This is a genomic window from Shewanella frigidimarina NCIMB 400 (genome assembly GCF_000014705.1).
Lineage (GTDB): Bacteria > Pseudomonadota > Gammaproteobacteria > Enterobacterales > Shewanellaceae > Shewanella > Shewanella frigidimarina.
The window spans coordinates 356,996-375,924 of record NC_008345.1; the positions used below are offsets into that span (position 1 = coordinate 356,996).

Here is an 18,929-nt window from a genome sequence, read left to right on the forward strand (position 1 = left end):
TAGTTGATAGCAAAATAGGTATCATTTAGAAGGCTAAAATATTATTTGCTTAGTTTAGGCTCAAGAAATGATTGAAACTCATTCGTAATCACAATCCTTTTATATGATCATATCGATAGTAGTACTGTAATGGCTACCGCAAGCAGTATTCTTGAACTGATCAAACAACCTTTTCAAATAGGCACATATTCTTTAACCATTAGTGCATGTATTGGTGCAGCCATTTATAAAGGTGTTGATCGCGATACAGATAGCTTAATCCATCGTGCAGATGTTGCGATGTATCAGGCTAAATATGCCGGAAAATCTCAGGTGATACTGGCTGATTAACATTTTAAAATAGAGAATAATGTTATTTTTTATTTGGCTGCAGGATATCTAAATTGATACATACAAGCTCATTTAATCATGGTCGTTTGTCGTGGCGTAAGCAGCAAGGTTTTAGCTTAATAGAACTTGTGGTAGTGATTATTATTTTAGGCATCCTTGCTGTTGTGGTTGCTCCAAAATTTATCGGTTTAAAAAGTAATGCTTACGCGAGTAGTATGCAGGGCGTTGCAGCAGCAATTAATAGCGGTAAAATCTTGGTTTATTCTGCTTGCGTGATAAGTGCAGGTTGCGATGAAACAGCCCCTGGGACCAGTAATGGTTTGGGCAATAGTATTATGGTACAAGGCCAATCAGTAACGTTAGCTTACGGATATCCGCGTCATACTTCAGCCGGTATCGTTAGAATGATTAACATTGCCGACAACAGTGGCGGTGGTGAATTTAACATCACAACCTATGATGTTAATAATCGAAGCGGATTACGTATTCGTCCAAATGCAGATTATGCTGCCAATAAATGCGAAATTAGATATTCGCAACCACAAGCCGCAGGAGAGTCACCGTTAGTTGTTGTCGATATTGACGAGTGTTAAGTGTTGTTATTCTCCGCTAGCATCACCTCAAGTTACCCTCTTTAGATAAATGCCATGTTAACTTTATGGCCTTTATTGTTTTGCGGCGCCCATTTGCTTGAAATATTTGTGATTAACGTAAATTTGTAGAGGAATTCACTCAGGAATATGATATTTATACCGTTAATCACTCACTAAAAAGCGATTTGTTTAATGGATAAAAAAGACCTCAAGCTATTAGAAATTTTACAACGTCAGGGCCGGATGGCTGTTTCTGAATTAGCCGATAAGGTTAATATGTCGGATACTCCTTGTTTACGACGAGTTAAAAAGCTTGAACAAGATAAAGTAATTTTAGGCTATGGTGCACAAGTTGATCCCTTTAAAGTGGGCTTAAATGTTGTGGTTTATACATCGATACGTTTAACGGAACATACTGATCAATCGACCGCGTTATTTGAATCAACCATGGCACAATTACCTCAAGTGATGGAATGCGCTGTGGTAACCGGAGCTTATGACTACATGCTCAAAATCGTCGCCAAAGACTTGGTTTCTTATGAACAATTTATCAAGAAATCGCTTGGCAACCTTAAGTTTGTCGCCAGCATTGAAACCACTGTGGTCTTGAAGCCAATCTTTAGCCGTACGGCTTTACCTGTGGACCAGTCGCCGATCGACTAAGCATAAATACACAGAATAGGCACATATAAATACCCAAAAGCAGCACCTAGGCCGTCATAGACTATGACAGCATAGGTTACCGCTAAGGGCGTTAGTTGACATGGGGAGGTAAGGTTTAACCTTGTTCCATTGAGGCTATAAACTTGTTCGATTCGGCAATCGATTTGTTCATTTCTTTAATCAAGCTAGAGATATCTGTCTGTAAATTGGCAAACTCACCTTTAATGGCACCAATAGCCTGCGCATTTAGGTTATGTTTTAAATACAGCATATTATCTTTCATTGCGGTTAAAATGGGTGGCATTTTAGCTTCTGCCCGGCGCATACTTCTGACTAGAGTTTTATATGAACGTTTGGTTTCATTGAGCTTGCTGGTGCTGTTACGGCGTAAACTGGCTTTGCTTATTTCTTCGATTTCAGTTTGCCATTCATCAAATAAAGCATCCGCGACATCTTCGACTTTTTCGATGCGATGACTAACTTCATCAGCAGCAGATTGAGCAGACTCATATTCATCTTTAGCTTTGTTATAAGCATCTTCTAAATCGCCACCATCAAATGCTAAAAGCGCCTGCATTTCTTCCAATGCAGAGCTAAATTGCTCTTGAGCTTCTTCTTGCGACTCTTTTGCTTCTTGCACTCTATCGACCATAATGTCGCGTTTGTGATAGCCGACTTTTTCCATTGCACCGTAATAGGCGCTTTGACAACCGCTCAACAGTAAACTGCTACTTAATAGTGCCAGTGATATCCATTTTTTCATCAATGTGTCTCTTTTATTGTGTGAGGTGAAAGGTACCTCGTTGAAGTTAACTACCTTGTGAGTTAACTACCTGATTTAAATTTTGCTGCATCGATGATGCTCCATAAATGGAATAAACCACCGATAATGGCTGGGATGACCAACACAAAAAAGAAATAACAAACGGCAGTAATGCAGAAGAATAACAAAGCCGCTAATATACGCCCTTGCAAAAGCTGGCCTAAGCCTGGGAAAAATAAGCTCGCGACAGCTGCGAGTACATTACCCGCCGAACCTTGTTGTGACATCAATTTGCTCCATTATTCGATGACTATTATGTTATAACATTGTACGAAGTTAGTGACTGAATACAAATGTTATCTCCACTAACGTGGTATGAAATAAGGATTATTATGCCCAAAAAGTTTGATTACAGCCCTATTGCGGCTTTTTTTAGTGGGATTTGGCAGTTTCTACTCCATCTCAAACAGCGGCTTGCTGAAGACCAAATCAATATACGAGCGGGTCATTTGGCCTATGTGACTTTGTTGTCACTGGTGCCTATGTTGGCTGTCACCATGTCGATGTTATCGGCCTTTCCGGTGTTTAAAGGTATTCGCGGCAATATCGAAGGCTTTATTTATAATAATTTTATACCTGCGGCGGGTGATACGGTACAAGTGCATATTAACGAATTTGTCGCTAATGCATCTAAAGGCACTTTTGTCGGTATTATCGCCTTAGTGTTTGTTGCCATTATGCTGATTTCAGCTATCGACAAAGCATTGAATAACATTTGGCGGATTACCGAAAAACGCTCATACGTGGTGTCATTTTCGATGTACTGGATGGTGTTGACTCTGGGGCCTGTTCTCATAGGTGCAAGCTTAGTAGCAACGTCCTATGTTGTGTCATTAGAGGTTGTGGCAGGTACTGAATTATCTGGACTAGTCCCGTGGATTGTTGAACGTTTGCCGTTGATATTTTCTGCAGCATCGATATTACTGTTGTATATGGTAGTACCAAATAAGAAAGTGCATTTCTTGCATGCTTTATTAGGCGCAATTGTTGCTGCGGTATTATTTGAAGCAGGTAAAAAAGGTTTTGCGTTTTATGTCACTCAGTTTCCGAGTTATGAAGCCATTTATGGCGCTCTGGCAGTGGTGCCCATTTTGTTTGTATGGGTATATTTATCGTGGATGATTGTGTTGTTAGGGGCAGAAATTACTGCCGCTTTACCAGAGTATCTGGAGAGTTTGGCTGTTATAGCGGAAGATCTAAAAGCGGAAATATTTGCTGAAACGGAAGACGAGCATGTCAACAATGTGCATGATCCTATCGTGGTTGATAAATCGGTTCCGTCTGATAAATCATAACTACTACGAATGTATTTAATTGATTCCGTTACTGCCTGTTATACAGGAAAGTGCGCGCCAATAACCTTAGCTAAACAAGGTCGCCATGTATTGGCGACCAATATTGTGGATCGAATAACGACTACTCAAAAACATATTTTAAGGCAGTTATGATTGCATTAATTCAACGAGTTAAACGTGCATCAGTGTCGGTAGACAATACAATAGTCGGCAAAATTGACCAAGGCTTGTTAGTATTACTAGGCATAGAGCGCGAAGATAATATTGAGAAAATGGTTAAGTTAGCTACAAAAGTCATTAATTATCGGGTGTTTAGTGATGAAGATGGCAAAATGAATCTTAATCTGGCTCAAGTCGGTGGGCAATTATTGGTGGTGTCACAATTTACCTTAGCTGCGGATACTGGCAAAGGCTTAAGACCCAGTTTTTCGTGCGCAGCAACCCCAGAACAAGCCGATCGCCTTTATCTAGCTTTTGTCGAGTATTGTCGCCAACAAGGGGTTATGACACAGACGGGGCAATTTGGTGCAGATATGCAGGTTGAGTTGGTTAATGATGGCCCTGTGACCTTTAATTTGCAGGTATAAGGCCATAATTTATTACCATTCAATTATTGTCAGCTGAGGTTAACCAGTCATCATCGGAGGGATGCCGTTATGCTTGATATTTCATTCACAGAAGCGCAATCAGATGCCAAGGTAACAGCTTTACTGCAGACCTTGTGTGAAACTTGGCACAGTACGATTCCTGTTAGTCAATTTATGAACATTAAACCAGTGTTGTTTAATGGCGATAGCCTACAAGTCACAGCACCTTTAGAGCCCAACGTTAATTTACATCACACCATGTTTGCTGGCAGCATTTATACTTTAATGACGTTAACCGGCTGGGGAATGGTGTGGTTACAGCAGCAATTATCACAGGCTCACGGTGATATCGTGTTAGCTGATGCAAAAGTCAGATATTTAAAACCGGTGACTAAACAGCCTTATGCCAAAGTTATTTGGCCCTATACTGATTTGAATCCATTAAACCGAGGCCGACGAGTAAAAATCACTTTAGAAGTGGCGTTATATTGTGATGACATTATGTGTGCTACGTTTACCGGGCAATTTGTGTCTTTACCGCCAAAAAATATTAGCATTGATTAAAATATGCGCGTTGAACATGTAAATACATTTCGATTTTATCGAATATAATTGCAAAATTATTACGCTATTATTCTTTTTTATAGGCAAATATACTAACTGCATTGGTCAGGCACATAGCATATGACCCAACAAACATATGGGTGAGACTTAACAATGGCAAAAGTACTAATTTTAAAATCAAGCATTCTAGGCAGTTATTCACAGTCTTCAGCATTAGTTGATTATTTAAATCAACAATGGAGCAGTAAAGGTGCGCAAATTAAAGTGCGTGATTTAGGTGAAAATACATTACCAATGTTAGATGGTGAGCTAGCTTCAGGTTTACGCGGCGGTGATAATCTTTCTGAACGTCAATTATCTGCACTCGCGCTATCGGATGAATTAGTCGCTGAAATTAAAGCTCATGACACCATTATTATCGCTGCGCCGATGTACAACTTTGGTATACCGACAACGTTAAAAAATTGGATCGATTTGATCGCCCGTGCCGGTGTGACGTTTACTTACACCGATACCGGAGCTGTTGGTTTAATCGAAGGTAAGCGTGCCATTATTGTGACTACTCGTGGTGGAGCGCATAAAGGCGGCCCTACAGACCATGTGGTACCTTACTTAACAACTGTGCTGGGCTTTATTGGGATTAACAACGTCGAAACCATTTATGCAGAAGCATTAAATATGGGCCCTGATGCAGCAGAAACAGGCATTAGCCAAGCTAAGCTTGCTATTGATGCAATAACACTTTAATAAATACAGCGGCTTAAGTTAAGTCGCTGGTTTGAAAACTAAACGTTTAATGCACCTTTGACATTTAAAGGAGCATTAAGCGTTTTTTATTTTGTGATTTTTTGTCATTTTGTTGATCAACAACATAATTTGCCACGTATAGACCTTATTATCAGTATCTAGTTTGATGCCAACTTTACTTTTCAAAATGTAGATTCATTACCAAAAGCCCTCAAGCTTATCGTTGAAAAGCCGTCATATTGTTGTTTCTATTTTATGAAAATAAACAAAATTGTCATCGCGTCAGCTTTAATTCTGCTCGCTGTGAGTCTTGTTCCTATATTGATGTTGATTAATCAATGGGATTCAGGTTCGCAGAGCTATGGAATTACCACTAGTGATAGCCAGCAGATTCATTTTCGGTGGCAAGACGTTAATCAACAAGTTCACCAGTACCCTACGTCCGCGGGAACGTATACCTATTTATTTTTGGGCTTTTTGTCGTGCTCAGAAATTTGTCCAATACGTATTGAGCAATTAAATCAACTTGAACAACGAATAGAGCAGGATGCTTCGTTTAATAAAGCTGAGGTTCAATTTCTATTTGTGACTATTGACCCTGATAACGACACATTAGCCTTGCGCCAAGCGGTGATCGATGCACGCTCTACGCATTTTGTCAGTGCGTCATTGTCCGAGTCAGATTTACATCAACTTGAATTGCGCTTATCGGACAATATCAATCGGCAACTCGCCACCATCAATCATGTTGGCAATCTATTTTTGTTGAATCCAAATGGACAAATCGCACGTATTTATACGGCTAAACAACTTTCAATATCCAAGATGTTGATTGATCTTAACCATATTATTTCATCTCAACTTTAGGTTTAAATATATGAATGATGCTCAAACTGTAACATTACTCAAAAAACATGATTTATATATCTATCGGTTGTTGATGTTGCAGGCCCCATTATTAGTCGTCAGTGGATTTTTTGGTGCCCAAATGCTGACTTTTAGTATTACTGCAGCGATAGCTATTTTAGTTATAGTACAGTTGAGTTACAGCTTGCTGAAAGGGACTGAGTTATTTGCGATAGTTGGTGCAGTAATTATGATGACGGTGTCAGGATTACTGATTCAAAGCCAAATGGGTATGATTGAAATGCACTTTCATATCTTTGCCACCATGGGCGTATTTCTTATTTATTTACGCTGGCAGCCATTATTGGCTGCTTTGTTGACGGTGGCAATACACCATATTCTTATGACCTATATTCAATTACAAGATATTGAAGTACTAGGTACACAGTTAATGATTTTTGCCGGTAATTGTAACTGGACCATAATGTTAGTCCATGCTTTATTTGCCGCGACTGAAACCTTTATCCTCATCCGAATCGCCTTATTTATGCGTACTGATTCACTGGCTAATCAACGTATTGCAGGGGCTATTGAACAGATATCAGCAAATAAAGATTTATCTATGCGTTTAGCTTCAGCTGATACTCATGCAGAAATCTCATTTAATTTGATGCTGGAAGAGTTATCGCAATTGTTTAACGACTATCGCGATATTGCTGTGAAAATGGCGAGTACTTCCGACAACTTAATGAGCCTGAGCGATCAAACCCAGCAAGCAGTACAACAGCAAAATGATCAAGCTAGAATGATTGCCGAGTCGACTCAAGATGTGATCGACAATTTTCAACAAATGGCCCATGACACTCAAATATCAGCGGATCAGGCAAAAGTAGGGGCAGCCTCAAGTCTTGGTGATAGCCAAAGCGCATTAAGCATTATGAAAGACATGCAGGCGCTAGAAACTAATATGATAGACGTGGCAGAATCAATGACCGATTTAACCACGGATATTAGTGCTATCACCACATTGCTACAGGCTATTCGTAGTATTTCAGATCAAACTAACTTACTGGCGTTAAATGCGGCGATTGAAGCGGCTAGAGCGGGTGAGAGTGGCCGAGGTTTTGCGGTGGTGGCAGATGAAGTTCGCACTTTAGCAAAGCGTACCAGTCAATCGACCGATGGCATTGAAAAAGTATTGAGTCGTTTGAATATCAGCATGCTAAAAACCGTTGAGTCGATGGATCAAGGCAAACAGCGTACGACGCAAAATGTATTTCATACCAGTGGCATAGCCAAAGGGCTTGAGCAACGTTCAGCCCAAATTGGTCAAGTGGCGACCTTGAGCCACAACGTGGCAAATGGTACACAACAACAAGCAGATAGATTGACTCAAATAGGATCGGAGATTTTGGACAACGCTCAAGCAGTTGTACTGTTATCGGCACAAGTTCAAAAGCTGGCTGGTGGCGCGGTAGAAATGAAACAGATTACTCAAGACTATCAAACCAAAGCTGCGGCTTACAAGGTGTAAAAAATACAGGCGATAGCATCGCTTTCGCCTGTATTATTTGGCTGCTAAGTTGGGACGATGCTCTTATGCAATTAACGCCAACGTTTAAAAATTAATGAAGTATTAATGCCACCAAAGGCAAAGTTGTTACTCATAATGTAGTCGGTGTCGATATGACGAATATCGTCTTTAATATAATCCAGCGGGGCGCATTCAGGGTCGACATCATTAAGATTGAGTGTCGGTGCAAACCAGCCTTCATTCATCATGTTAATACTGCTCCATGCTTCCAATGAACCACAAGCGCCTAGGGTATGACCGGTATAACTCTTTAATGAAGAGATGGGCGTTTCTGCACCAAATACTGCGTGAGTCGCGGCAGTTTCTGCTATATCACCGCGATCGGTTGCGGTGCCATGAGCACTGATATAACCGATGTCTTGTGCCGATAATTGGGCATCTTTTAAGGCTAAACGAATCGCCACTTCCATGGTGTTAGCATTGGGTTGAGTGACGTGTTGGCCATCTGAATTGGTGCCAAAACCAACCAACTCAGCATAAATATTAGCACCACGGGCTTGAGCATGTTCAAGCTCTTCTAATATCAAAGTACAAGCACCTTCACCGATAACCAAACCATCGCGGTTCTTGTCAAATGGGCGCGGCGTTAGCTCTGGAGTATCATTTTTGGTGCTGGTGGCATATAAAGTATCAAACACAACCGCCTCGGTAGGGCAAAGCTCTTCACCGCCGCCCGCGAGCATAATGGTTTGCATGCCATATTTAATCGCTTCATAAGCATAGCCAATGCCTTGACTGGCAGAGGTACAGGCACTGCTTGTGGTGTGAATACGGCCTTGTAGGCCAAAGAACACCCCAATATTAACTGCGGTAGTGTGGGCCATCATGCGGATATAACTGGTGGCGGTTAACCCCGACATTTCGCCAGTTTTTAACATGTCGCCAAAGCCCATAATAGGATCTGTACTGCCTGTAGATGAGCCGTAGGCCACGCCAGCTTGACCGGAGTTCAGGATGGGATCGTTCAACAAACCTGCGTCTTCAAGCGCTAATTCACTGGCACGTGTTGCCATCATGGATACTCGCCCCATAGAGCGGATCTTTTTACGTGAATAATGCGCAGGGAGAGTAAAATCAGTCACTGGAGCTGCCAGTCGTGTATTTAGACCTGGGTAGCGATCCCATTCATCCATGCGAATAACGCAGTTATGTTTGGCTAATAGGCTGGCTTTAATTTGTTGCCAGTCTTGGCCTAATGCGGAAATTCCGCCCATGCCGGTAACGACTACACGCTTCATATCATGCCTCCGTTAACGGAGATCACTTGACGAGTTATGTAGGCGGCATCGTCTGATAATAAGAAATTAGCAAGACCTGCAATTTCACTGGGTTTGCCCATGCGTTTCATCGGTACTATTTGATTGACAATATCGGTTGAGATATCTGTGACCATGTCGGTTTCAATTAACCCTGGTGCGATACAATTGACGGTGATTTTTCGCTTAGCTAACTCAAGTGACAAGGCTTTAGTAGCGCCGATAATTCCCGCTTTTGATGCGCTGTAGTTCACCTGGCCACGATTACCTGCAATGCCTGACACCGAGGCTAGGGTGATAATACGTCCACCTTTACGTGCTTGTACCATTGGCATAACTGTAGGGTGAATAACATTATAAAAACCATCAAGGTTAGTGTGGATCACACTGTCCCATTCATCTTCGGTCATCGCAGGGAAGGCGGTGTCGCGATTAATACCCGCATTAAGAATCACGCCATAATAGGCACCATTTTCGGCAATGTCAGTTTCGATAGCGAGCTTAACCGCTTGGCGATCGGCAATATCAAATTGCAGTAAACTAACCTGCACACCAAGATCTAATAAGGTTTTTTGTACTTGTGCTGCGGCAGCATGATTGCTGTGAAAATGCAGTGCAATATCAAAACCATTCTCGGCTAATTTAATCGCGATGGCTTTGCCTATTCCTCGGCTGGAACCGGTAACTAATACTCTATTATTCAAAATGTCTCTCCGTGATTGATTCGAGGAACTCCAATGGGGTGTCAAAAGGTTTGTTGATCATGCTTAACCGTCGGCTTGGCTTTCATCAATATAGGCTTGGGTGTCTTGTGGTTGGAATACATTGACATTGGCTGCCGCCACTAATATTTCGTGATGATAAATTTGGCAATCAAATACCGCTAATCCAGACTCTTCCTGGTACAGCCGAGTGACCTGAGTGCGATAAGACTCACCTAAAGTAAATGTGTCGATATGCATTTGCAGTTTGCGGGTGCCGAGTAAAAAACCGACTCGGATATCATCGTCGCGCAGTAAGGCTTCAACACCCGCTAATGCTGCAATACTTTGGGCCATATACTCGATGCCAACGTAATTAGGCACGCCATTGAGTTGGGCGTCGAAATAGGCACTATTAGGGCTAATATGGGTTGCGGTGATTAAGCAGTCTGGGCGATGTTCTAAGACATTATCAATTAAGATCATTGGTGCACGGTGTGGAATAAAAGTACTTATATCTTGCGCTAACATCGCCGGCGTTGCAGTGGCTATTGACATGAAACTAGGCATCCTTTCGACAAAAAATCAGGCTGGCATTACTGCCGCCAAAGGCAAATGAATTACTCATAATAAAGTTGAGCTGATTAAGGCCAGAATTATTGTTGGCGCTAACGAGAGCTATATTAGGGTCATTAGCATCTTGCTGCCCATCCCAGATATGCGGTGGCAAACGCTTATCATGGTTAAGTGGGCTTAATAATAAATAGCAAAAGGCAGCTTCAATCGCCCCTGCAGCACCTAAAGTATGGCCTGTGAGCGGTTTGGTTGAGCTGCAGGCTGGTAGTGAATGGCCAAACACTGCAGTGACTGCACGTGATTCCATGGCATCATTTTTGGGTGTGGCTGTGCCGTGGAGGTTGAGATAATCGATTTGTTTGGCAGTAATGTTGGCTTCTGTTAGGGCTTGTTGCATGGCGGCAATAGCGCCTAATCCTTGCGGGTGTGGTGCTGAAATATGGTGTGCATCGGCAGACTCGCCGATCCCAGCCAACATGACGTCACTTTGGCCACGTTCTAAGGTAAATAAGGCTGCCCCTTCACCAATATTAATCCCATCACGATGGCGACTAAACGGATTGCAATGACCTTTGGATACTGATTCTAATGCGGCAAAGCCATTAACGGTTAACTGACACAAACTGTCTACACCACCAACAATCACCATATCGCACATATTCGCATTGAGTAATCGCTGAGCACTGGCAAACACTTTTGCACTCGATGAGCACGCTGTAGACACGGTATAACAAGGGCCTGACAGTTCAAATAATTGTTTTAAATAATCACTGGGGCTACCCAGTTCCTGCTGCGAATAATGGTAACTCGGGGGGAAATGGCCATGTTCAAGCTGATACTTTAATGCCGCTTCACCTTTGGAAATGCCAGAGGTGCTGGTGCCTAATATCACCCCGATACGATCCGCTCCTAAACGCTTTTTAGCTTGTTCTATTGCAGGCACAAGTTGCTGGGCGGCAGTGTTTAATAAACGATTATTACGGCAAGCAAATAAACTGAGACGATCGGCAATTTCTATTAACCGTTTGTCATCGACGCAACCGACTAATGTAGGCGCATCGAACAGTAAATTATCGCGCCATTGCATAGCACTGATATCACCGCTAATGAGGCGCGGCAGCACCTCTTCTGGCGAGTTGCCCAGAGGTGTACACAATCCGATGTGAGTTATTGCTATGCGACTGTTCATGTTTAGTTTGATGGCCTATTTATCTCGGTTTATTGGGTTATGCTGGAGCACTTGTTTATCAATCTGTTATTCAATTAGTTAGTCAATTGGGTTTATTTGCATGTGAATATCGGCGGCATCGATGTCTACATTCACTTGCGCTAACCACGGGTCGATATCGCTATACGTTATCGTTATTAACGTACCACTGGCATCGATTAGTTGCTTACATAACGGCATATCACATGCCATAGTGACTAATTCACCGCCGGTTAAATGTTGATTAACTTGCTCCGTTGGCCAGTAAATCAACTGCATTATTGCCATTAAATACTCTGCTTTAAATTGCTCACCTAATAACATACTTTGCTGACTTTGCAGGGTTTGGCCATCGTACACTAACGTGAATAATGCTTGCCCAAGTGGCGCTAATCCCACTAACGTCATCTGTTGTGAATTAAGCTCCAGCTGGGTTAATAACTCATGATTTTCTTGCCCATGGGTAAAGCTGACCATTTGGCTTAAGCTGATGTCTTGCTGCGGTGACGTTGTTAACACCGCAGAGGCTGAGCTTAGGCAATATTGTGCTTCACTGGCGAGTGGGACACAAGTTTGCCGCTCGATTTGTTGGCTACAAGCACTTAATAGGCTTAGCAGTAATAGCGCCACCACGCGAAGCAATATTCTCTTTGCAGAAAGCCCCAGCAGATTAAGCAACATTGGGCTTTGGCTCCTGACATAATTCAACAATGGTATTGAGGCGTCGTTCGGACTCTTTTACAAACGGGTTGCTCATGTCCCAAGCGTAGCCTGCTAAAATTGAGCAGATCATTTGTTTAATCTTGTTGTCAGCTTGCTGATAGAAAATGACATCTTGAAAGCGTCCGTCATACCAAGCTTGGACATAGGTTCTAAAGGTGTTAACCCCTTGCATTAATGGTGCAGAGTATTCGCTATCCCAATCGACTGTTTGACCATTCAATTGCTTATGTAAACAGGCGACAGCCATTGATGCTGACTGCATTGCAATCGTCACCCCTGATGAAAATACTGGGTCAAGGAACTCGCCAGCATTACCCAGTAAAGCAAACTTATTGGTTGCTAAGGTGGTGACATTGGCCGAATAACCTTTGAGTGTCGCACAAGGTTGAACAATATTGGCATTACTCAGTAACTTCTTTAGCTCTGGCTCTTCATTAATTACCGCTAACAATTGTTGTTCAAGGCTCCCGGATAAATGCTCGAGTAAATGCGGCTCGGCCACCACGCCAATTGAGCAGCGGTTATTGCTAAAAGGGATTAACCAGTACCAGATATCCTTATGTTGAGGATGAACACTGATTAAGATTTTATTACGATCAAAATGGGGATCGCGAATGTTGTCTTCAATATGGGTAAAAATGGCGCTGCGTGGCGGTAAATTTGATGGTTGTTCTAAATTCAGTAATCGCGGTAATACTCGGCCAAAACCACTAGCATCGAGCACAAATTTAGCATTCACTTGATATTGTGCCCCTTGGTCATTCGTTACCGTTAAACGAGGATTATGAGTTAAATCAATCGCATCAACTTGATGACCAAAACGGATCTCAACCCCTTGACTGATAGCTGTGTCGGCTAGGAGTTTATCAAAATCTGCCCGTTGAACTTGAAACGTAGTCCCAGGGCCTGGGGTAAATTTATCGGTAAAGTCAAAGGTGGTGTAGCGTCCTTGGTGTTGAAATGCTGCGCCATTTTTAAATTGAAATCCAGCCTGATTAACGGCGTCAAGCATGCCTGCTTGTTCGAGAAATTGCATACAACAAGGTAGTAAACTTTCGCCAATGGAAAAACGTGGAAAATGCTGTTTTTCAATAACAACAACCTGATGACCTTGTTGGCGTAAAAGACTTGCGGCAATGGCACCAGAAGGGCCTGCACCAATGATGGCAACGTCAACGTCCATGTTGCTGACTGTATGTGAATGACTAAATGGCATTTACAGTTTTCCTAGTAATAAATGAAATAAACGGTGCCAGTAAAAATGAAAAACTGATCCCAAAAAGAAGCGTTAAACCAAAAAAGTGAATGGCATGGGTTTGACTCAGCGCCAGCAACCCAAAAGCCAATAGTGTTGAACAGGCTGACATAAAGATTGCCATCATCACTCCGCGACTAGTGTGCTTGGCCTCGGCAAAAAATAGGCTGTAATCGATACCAATGCCTAGCACTAAAATAAGCGCTAAGGCGTGAAACAAGCTAATGTTCGAGCCGACAAGGCCTAAACAGGCTAGCGTGAGCAGTACTGATAAAGCAGGGACTGCGACGATAGCGAATGCCAACTTAATACCGTATTTAATGCTAAAAATTAGGCTAGCTAAGGCAAATACCCACATTAATAGTTGTAATGTTAGTTGGCGATACTTGCCCATTAAATGGGATATATCACCGACCTTATCGATTAACCGCACTTGCCCTAAAGGCCATTTATGTTCAGTCAGCCGTTGCTCAAGAGAGGCTAACGAATGTATGCCACCGAGTAACACTATGGCGCCAAATTGCTGGGGTTTGTCTGTTGTTGGAATCGCCCCAAGCCATAATGTCTGTAAATCATCATTAGCTTTGGCTAGCACCATGGTTGGGGTTAACCATTGTGATTCGGCGTGATTAAGTTGTGCAATCATACTGGTGCTTATGCTGTCATCAAGGCCCATTTCGTTGATGATCTCGTCTAAATGTTGCCCATAAAGCTGTTGCTGTAACTGATAGTGTTGTTGTTGTTTGGCAATGCTGGGCATAAAGCGGCTGAGACTGATTGCTTGGTCTAATTCACCATCAGTGACTGCTTTATCCAGTACTGGTGTCAATTGCTCTAATGTTTGTAATAAAGCTTGTTCATTGGGACCGCTGACTACAATAAATTGGTTGTCGGTGCCGCCGCTGAGCAGTTGCCTTAGTTGGTTCTCTTCGGTGGTGATAGCTGCAGGGCTTTGCTGTAACTGACGAATATCATCGTTAGAATCCGTTTGTGACAAACCGAAAAACAATATTGTTGCCAAACCAATGAGCAAAGCCGCTATAGCTATTTTTTGCCACAATTGATTTGGGGTGAAAATACGTTGTAATAGCGCCAAATACCCTTGGGCAAGGGTTAATCCTGGCGTCGGTTTAAGCGCATGGTTGCCCAGTAATGGAAACACCAATAACAACGTTAGGTATGCACCAATTAACCCCGCTGCACAAAATACTGCCACTTGTTGCATTCCCGGGAATGGGGTAAAGCCAATGGCGATAAAGGCACTGGCACTGGTAGCAAGGGCGAGAGTGAGCGCCGGAAAAATCTGCTTTAAGGTGTCTGTTGCGTTGTTATTGGGATGAGCTTGTTTTTCGCAATAAAAGTGAAAGCTGTAATCTATGGCGACACCAATTAAGCTGGTACCAAACACTAGTGTCAGTAAGTGCAACTCACCGAAAATACTTAAGGTGGCGACAAACGCAAATACCACACCAGTTGTTAACGTCAGTAGTGCGGCAAATAACGGCATAATCGACCGAAAGGCCAACCAGACTAATAAGATAATCCCCAACATGGAAATTAAGCCAATTCGGCTGATTTCTTGTTTGGCCGACTCAGTGGCGGCGATCGCATGAAAAAGCGCACCAGCCTTAAGAAAACTGACATCAGGGTAGTGCTGCGTCACTTGGCTAAACGCAGACTTTAATGCTTGTATTTGCTGTTGCTGAGCGGTCGGGCTAAAAGCACTGTCGCGGCCTTTGGCCATGACAATTGCAGCCACACCCTCGGTAGTATCGGTGAGTAAAATGCCTTGTTGGCTTCGCAGCGCACTATTAGGTGATAACGCCAGTAAGTTGGCTGGAAACATCAGTAACGGGTCATTGCTGAGCAGTTGGCTGTTGGCAAAACCAAATGCGCTATAAAGTTGATTTTGGGCCGCGTTAAGCAGCTGTCGCCAATTATCTGTTTCAATCGCTTTAGCTTGCTCGGCGGTGAGTAGGGTAAAGCGATGTTCGAAATACAATTTAGCCAAGTCTTGCAGATGATCATCCGCGCCGCTACGAATGTGAATAAAGGGCGGTTGAGGCTGTTTATCTAGCGCATCCATCAGTTGCTGTGCGGCACTGATAGCTTGGTTGTCATTATTGGCTTTTACTGCAATATACACTTGGTTTGCGAGTTGCTGTTCAACTCTGTTTAATGCTGTTTCAGTGAGTTTGTCTTGCTGTAAATGTGGCAACATCGCCAAAATATCAGTTTGAATATGCGCGCCCTGTTGCCATTGTATTAAGCCCGAGGCTAACATTGTAAGTAGCAATAATACCCATAAGACAAAACGCCCAATGGGAGATAACAACTCGGTTAGCGATATTGGCTGCATTATTTAGCTGACTCATTGCCAAGACTAAAAAGTGCCAGCTCTGCTTCACTTAGTGGCCCTTGTTGGGTCTGGGTAAATTGAATTTGGGTATAGTCGCGAACATTCGCTTGGTTACTGGTCATGATTAATGAACGTATAAGGGTATCGCCGCTGAGGGTAATGTTACCCATAGACGATTGCACTTGTGGGTCTTTAGCTTGTAAGCCCAGTTGCCATGACTTATCTGCGGGCTGAGTTTCGGGCTTATTTATGGATTGAGTTGCAAGCATGAATAAGCTGAAATCGGCACTTAAGGCGTCAATATCACCCGCCATAATGGCTTGTAATAAACGCGGTAATTGCTGTGCAATCGGATTGCCATTAGCCCCTGCGCTAAAGTGTTGAATTTTGCCTTGGCTGTTTTGTTGGATCAACTGCTGATCTTTAAGCACCATCAAGGTATTGAATGGACGCTGCTGCTGCCATACCAACCCTTGGGTTGGACTAAATATAAACTGTCCTTGACTGAGCAAGGGCTTTTTAAGCACCTGTAAATAGCGTAGTTGAACAAATTGACCACGAGTATCTAGTTGTAGATTCAGTTGCTGCGCTAGCGCGTTGAGGGCTTCTGTGCTGGCTGGTTGAGTATACAACGCCTGAATATCTGCCAATTGCGCTTGAGTAAGCGGTTCATTATTACTTGCTGGTGGATGTTCGCTCGCCGAGGTGGCCGCAATACACAGGCAACACAGCATAATGATGCTGCTTACTCGCGCCAATACACTAATAAATATGCTAGTAAATAGGCTCACAAATACTCTGCTGCGGGCACTCATTACACTTGGCTCGCATCGAGTAATGGGTGAATTTTTTGCTGAAATATCTCTGGGGTAACAAAGCATAATTCTTGGGTAGCAATCTCAACTGCAGCTTGAATGGTATAGCCCTTGGTGATGCGTGCGTTGGTGTCGACATCAACAATTTGATAGTTAATGCGTAAGCGGTTTTCCCATTCAACAATGGCGGCGATAACCTTGATTTTTTGGTCAAAGGTGCTGCTTTTAACGTACTTAATTTGCACATCCACAATCGGCCAAGCGTAGCCAGATTCGAGCATAGTGCGATAGTTATAACCGAGCTTATCCAGTAATTGGCACCGCACAACCTCAAAGTAGCGTAAGTAATTACCGTGCCAAGTAATACCCATCGAATCGACATCGTGAAACGGGATCACCATTTCCATTTCTGTGAGTAATAAACCTTTCATTTAACACACCTCCCACAGGCCTAGTTGAATTTTGTCGACTGTTTGGCGTAGTACTGCTTCTAATGGACGGTCTTCGGTAAGCAGTTCAAAATCTTCACTGACTTGGGCCAAAGTATTGGCAAGTGATGGTGTTAGTGAATTGGGGTCTAACTCTTTCTGTATAACGCGTAGTTGAATGCCTTGGCTCATGGCCAATAATGCGGCGGCAGCCACTTGCTCTGTCAGTTGTAAAATCCGCATGCAATCGCGTGCGGCAATGGTGCCCATGCTCACTTTGTCTTGGTTGTGGCATTCAGTTGAACGTGAAAACACACTGGCAGGCATGGTATTTTTTAATGCTTCAGCAGTCCAAGCCGAAACACCGATTTGTACCGCTTTAAAACCATGGTTAATGGCGCGACGTTCGCCTTCTGCGGCAGATAAATTAGCCGGTAAACCATTGTTGAATTTAGGGTCCATGACTAAGGCCATTTGACGATCAATTAAGTCGGCGATATTGGCCACCGCATTTTTCATCGCATCCATGGCAAAGGCAATGTGGCCGCCATAAAAGTGACCGCCATGGAGGATATGTTCGCCCTCGGCATCGACAATCGGGTTGTCGTTAGCGCTATTGAGTTCGGTTTCAATAAACTGACGCATAAAAGGTAAAGCATCTTGCAGTACGCCAATGATGTGCGGTGCACAGCGAATGGAATAGCGGTCTTGTAAGCGGTCAGAATTACGTGGATGCGCATGATGATTTAAGTCTTCGCGGATCCAACTGGCAATTTGGTTTTGTCCTGGATGGGGTTTGGCGGCAAACAAAATTTCATCAAAATGATTTGCGTTGCCTTTAAGCGTTAACGATGCCATGGCAGTAATACGGCTTGATAAACGAGTTAAGTACTGCGATCGGTCATAGGCTAAACAGGCCAGTGCGGTCATCACTGCTGTGCCATTCATTAACGCGAGGCCTTCTTTAGGGCGCAGAGTTAATGGCATCATGCCGAATTTCAGATAAACATCTTTGGTCGCTTGGCGTTTACCTTGGTATATGACCTCACGTTCGCCAACAAGTACTGCAGCAAGATAAGATAGAGGGGTTAAATCGCCGCTGGCGCCAACCGAACCTTCTTGAGGAATAACCGGGGTGATATCGTTATTTAATAGCCATTCAATGCGCTGCAGCAGCAGATAGCTGACACCTGACTTACCCACCGCCAATGAATTTAAACGGCAAGCCATAATCGCGCGGGCTTGCATTGGGCTAAATACATCACCTAAACCACAACCATGAAAACGGGTTAAATGCAGCGGTAATTCATGGACTAAGTCTAAGCTGACATTGACGGTACAAGAGTCACCGTAACCTGTGGTGACGCCATATACCACGCCTTCTTCATGTAACAAACTGTCGATGAAACGGGCGCCTTTTTGAATATATTCAACATAGTCTGCAGCATCCGCTAGTTTGACCGTTGCGCCCTTGGCGACAGCGACCACTTGTTCAAGGCTCAGGTAGCTTTGGCCTAAATGCACCGTTTTTTCGGCAGATGATGACGGTGAAGAAGTGTTGCTCATT

The 18,929-nt window shown here is 43.2% G+C and carries 21 protein-coding genes; 9 read left to right on the plus strand and 12 right to left on the minus strand.

Annotation, left to right across the window (positions count from 1 at the left end):
• The first annotated feature begins 93 nt into the window (after nucleotides 1–93).
• From SFRI_RS01700 to SFRI_RS01710, 3 genes are all read left to right on the plus strand, one after another.
• A complete protein-coding gene (locus SFRI_RS01700) occupies nucleotides 94–330 on the plus strand; it encodes a diguanylate cyclase domain-containing protein (RefSeq protein WP_279625710.1) in 237 nt (78 codons plus the stop codon).
• Between the two features lie 53 nt (nucleotides 331–383).
• Nucleotides 384–923, plus strand: a complete 540-nt coding sequence (locus SFRI_RS21830; RefSeq protein WP_011635817.1) for a type II secretion system protein — start codon at nucleotides 384–386, stop codon at nucleotides 921–923.
• A gap of 192 nt (nucleotides 924–1,115) precedes the next feature.
• A complete protein-coding gene (locus SFRI_RS01710; protein ID WP_011635818.1) occupies nucleotides 1,116–1,586 on the plus strand; it encodes an Lrp/AsnC family transcriptional regulator in 471 nt (156 codons plus the stop codon).
• Between the two features lie 115 nt (nucleotides 1,587–1,701).
• On the opposite strand, the gene SFRI_RS01715 is transcribed toward SFRI_RS01710, so the two are convergent.
• Both SFRI_RS01715 and SFRI_RS01720 read right to left on the minus strand, forming a co-directional pair.
• Nucleotides 1,702–2,349, minus strand: coding sequence for a DUF2959 domain-containing protein (locus SFRI_RS01715; protein WP_011635819.1), 648 nt, complete (start codon nucleotides 2,347–2,349; stop codon nucleotides 1,702–1,704).
• Nucleotides 2,350–2,411: 62 nt separating this feature from the next.
• Nucleotides 2,412–2,636, minus strand: a complete 225-nt coding sequence (locus SFRI_RS01720; RefSeq protein ID WP_011635820.1) for a hypothetical protein — start codon at nucleotides 2,634–2,636, stop codon at nucleotides 2,412–2,414.
• A 105-nt stretch (nucleotides 2,637–2,741) separates the two neighbouring features.
• On the opposite strand from SFRI_RS01720, the gene SFRI_RS01725 reads away from it, so the two are divergent.
• The 6 genes from SFRI_RS01725 to SFRI_RS01750 all read left to right on the plus strand — a co-directional run bounded on the left by SFRI_RS01725 (nucleotide 2,742) and on the right by SFRI_RS01750 (nucleotide 7,982).
• Nucleotides 2,742–3,704 (plus strand): virulence factor BrkB family protein, encoded by a 963-nt coding sequence (locus SFRI_RS01725; RefSeq protein WP_011635821.1) that lies wholly within the window; start codon nucleotides 2,742–2,744, stop codon nucleotides 3,702–3,704.
• Between the two features lie 149 nt (nucleotides 3,705–3,853).
• On the plus strand, nucleotides 3,854–4,291 hold the full coding sequence (dtd, locus tag SFRI_RS01730) for a D-aminoacyl-tRNA deacylase (protein WP_011635822.1): 438 nt from the start codon (nucleotides 3,854–3,856) through the stop codon (nucleotides 4,289–4,291).
• 69 nt (nucleotides 4,292–4,360) lie between these two features.
• Entirely contained in the window at nucleotides 4,361–4,855 is a 495-nt protein-coding gene (locus SFRI_RS01735) for a thioesterase domain-containing protein (RefSeq protein WP_011635823.1), read from the plus strand.
• Between the two features lie 153 nt (nucleotides 4,856–5,008).
• The gene (locus SFRI_RS01740; protein WP_011635824.1) at nucleotides 5,009–5,602 is read left to right on the plus strand and encodes an FMN-dependent NADH-azoreductase; all 594 of its coding nucleotides are present in this window, start codon (nucleotides 5,009–5,011) and stop codon (nucleotides 5,600–5,602) included.
• 255 nt (nucleotides 5,603–5,857) lie between these two features.
• Nucleotides 5,858–6,469, plus strand: a complete 612-nt coding sequence (locus tag SFRI_RS01745) for an SCO family protein (protein ID WP_011635825.1) — start codon at nucleotides 5,858–5,860, stop codon at nucleotides 6,467–6,469.
• Between the two features lie 10 nt (nucleotides 6,470–6,479).
• On the plus strand, nucleotides 6,480–7,982 hold the full coding sequence (locus tag SFRI_RS01750) for a methyl-accepting chemotaxis protein (protein ID WP_011635826.1): 1,503 nt from the start codon (nucleotides 6,480–6,482) through the stop codon (nucleotides 7,980–7,982).
• Nucleotides 7,983–8,053: 71 nt separating this feature from the next.
• Here the strand turns inward: SFRI_RS01750 and SFRI_RS01755 are convergent, their stop codons facing one another.
• The 10 genes from SFRI_RS01755 to SFRI_RS01800 all read right to left on the minus strand — a co-directional run bounded on the left by SFRI_RS01755 (nucleotide 8,054) and on the right by SFRI_RS01800 (nucleotide 18,928).
• Nucleotides 8,054–9,280, minus strand: a complete 1,227-nt coding sequence (locus SFRI_RS01755; RefSeq protein WP_011635827.1) for a beta-ketoacyl-ACP synthase — start codon at nucleotides 9,278–9,280, stop codon at nucleotides 8,054–8,056.
• Nucleotides 9,277–10,002: a 3-ketoacyl-ACP reductase FabG2 gene (locus SFRI_RS01760; RefSeq protein WP_011635828.1), complete on the minus strand. Its 726-nt coding sequence runs from the start codon at nucleotides 10,000–10,002 to the stop codon at nucleotides 9,277–9,279. Before SFRI_RS01760 ends, SFRI_RS01755 begins: the two co-directional genes overlap by 4 nt.
• Before the next feature lie 63 nt (nucleotides 10,003–10,065).
• A complete protein-coding gene (locus tag SFRI_RS01765; RefSeq protein ID WP_011635829.1) occupies nucleotides 10,066–10,557 on the minus strand; it encodes a hotdog family protein in 492 nt (163 codons plus the stop codon).
• A 4-nt stretch (nucleotides 10,558–10,561) separates the two neighbouring features.
• Complete coding sequence (locus tag SFRI_RS01770) at nucleotides 10,562–11,764, minus strand: beta-ketoacyl-[acyl-carrier-protein] synthase family protein (RefSeq protein ID WP_011635830.1); 1,203 nt, start codon at nucleotides 11,762–11,764, stop codon at nucleotides 10,562–10,564.
• A 78-nt stretch (nucleotides 11,765–11,842) separates the two neighbouring features.
• A complete protein-coding gene (locus tag SFRI_RS01775; RefSeq protein WP_011635831.1) occupies nucleotides 11,843–12,463 on the minus strand; it encodes a DUF3261 domain-containing protein in 621 nt (206 codons plus the stop codon).
• Nucleotides 12,453–13,721, minus strand: a complete 1,269-nt coding sequence (locus SFRI_RS01780) for an NAD(P)/FAD-dependent oxidoreductase (protein WP_011635832.1) — start codon at nucleotides 13,719–13,721, stop codon at nucleotides 12,453–12,455. Before SFRI_RS01780 ends, SFRI_RS01775 begins: the two co-directional genes overlap by 11 nt.
• A complete protein-coding gene (locus tag SFRI_RS01785; protein WP_011635833.1) occupies nucleotides 13,711–16,119 on the minus strand; it encodes an MMPL family transporter in 2,409 nt (802 codons plus the stop codon). The genes SFRI_RS01780 and SFRI_RS01785 overlap by 11 nt, the downstream gene beginning before the upstream one ends.
• The gene (locus SFRI_RS01790; RefSeq protein WP_011635834.1) at nucleotides 16,119–16,934 is read right to left on the minus strand and encodes an outer membrane lipoprotein carrier protein LolA; all 816 of its coding nucleotides are present in this window, start codon (nucleotides 16,932–16,934) and stop codon (nucleotides 16,119–16,121) included. The genes SFRI_RS01785 and SFRI_RS01790 overlap by 1 nt, the downstream gene beginning before the upstream one ends.
• Nucleotides 16,934–17,365: an acyl-CoA thioesterase gene (locus SFRI_RS01795; protein WP_011635835.1), complete on the minus strand. Its 432-nt coding sequence runs from the start codon at nucleotides 17,363–17,365 to the stop codon at nucleotides 16,934–16,936. The genes SFRI_RS01790 and SFRI_RS01795 overlap by 1 nt, the downstream gene beginning before the upstream one ends.
• Nucleotides 17,366–18,928, minus strand: a complete 1,563-nt coding sequence (locus SFRI_RS01800; RefSeq protein WP_011635836.1) for an HAL/PAL/TAL family ammonia-lyase — start codon at nucleotides 18,926–18,928, stop codon at nucleotides 17,366–17,368.
• Nucleotide 18,929: the final 1 nt, after the last annotated feature.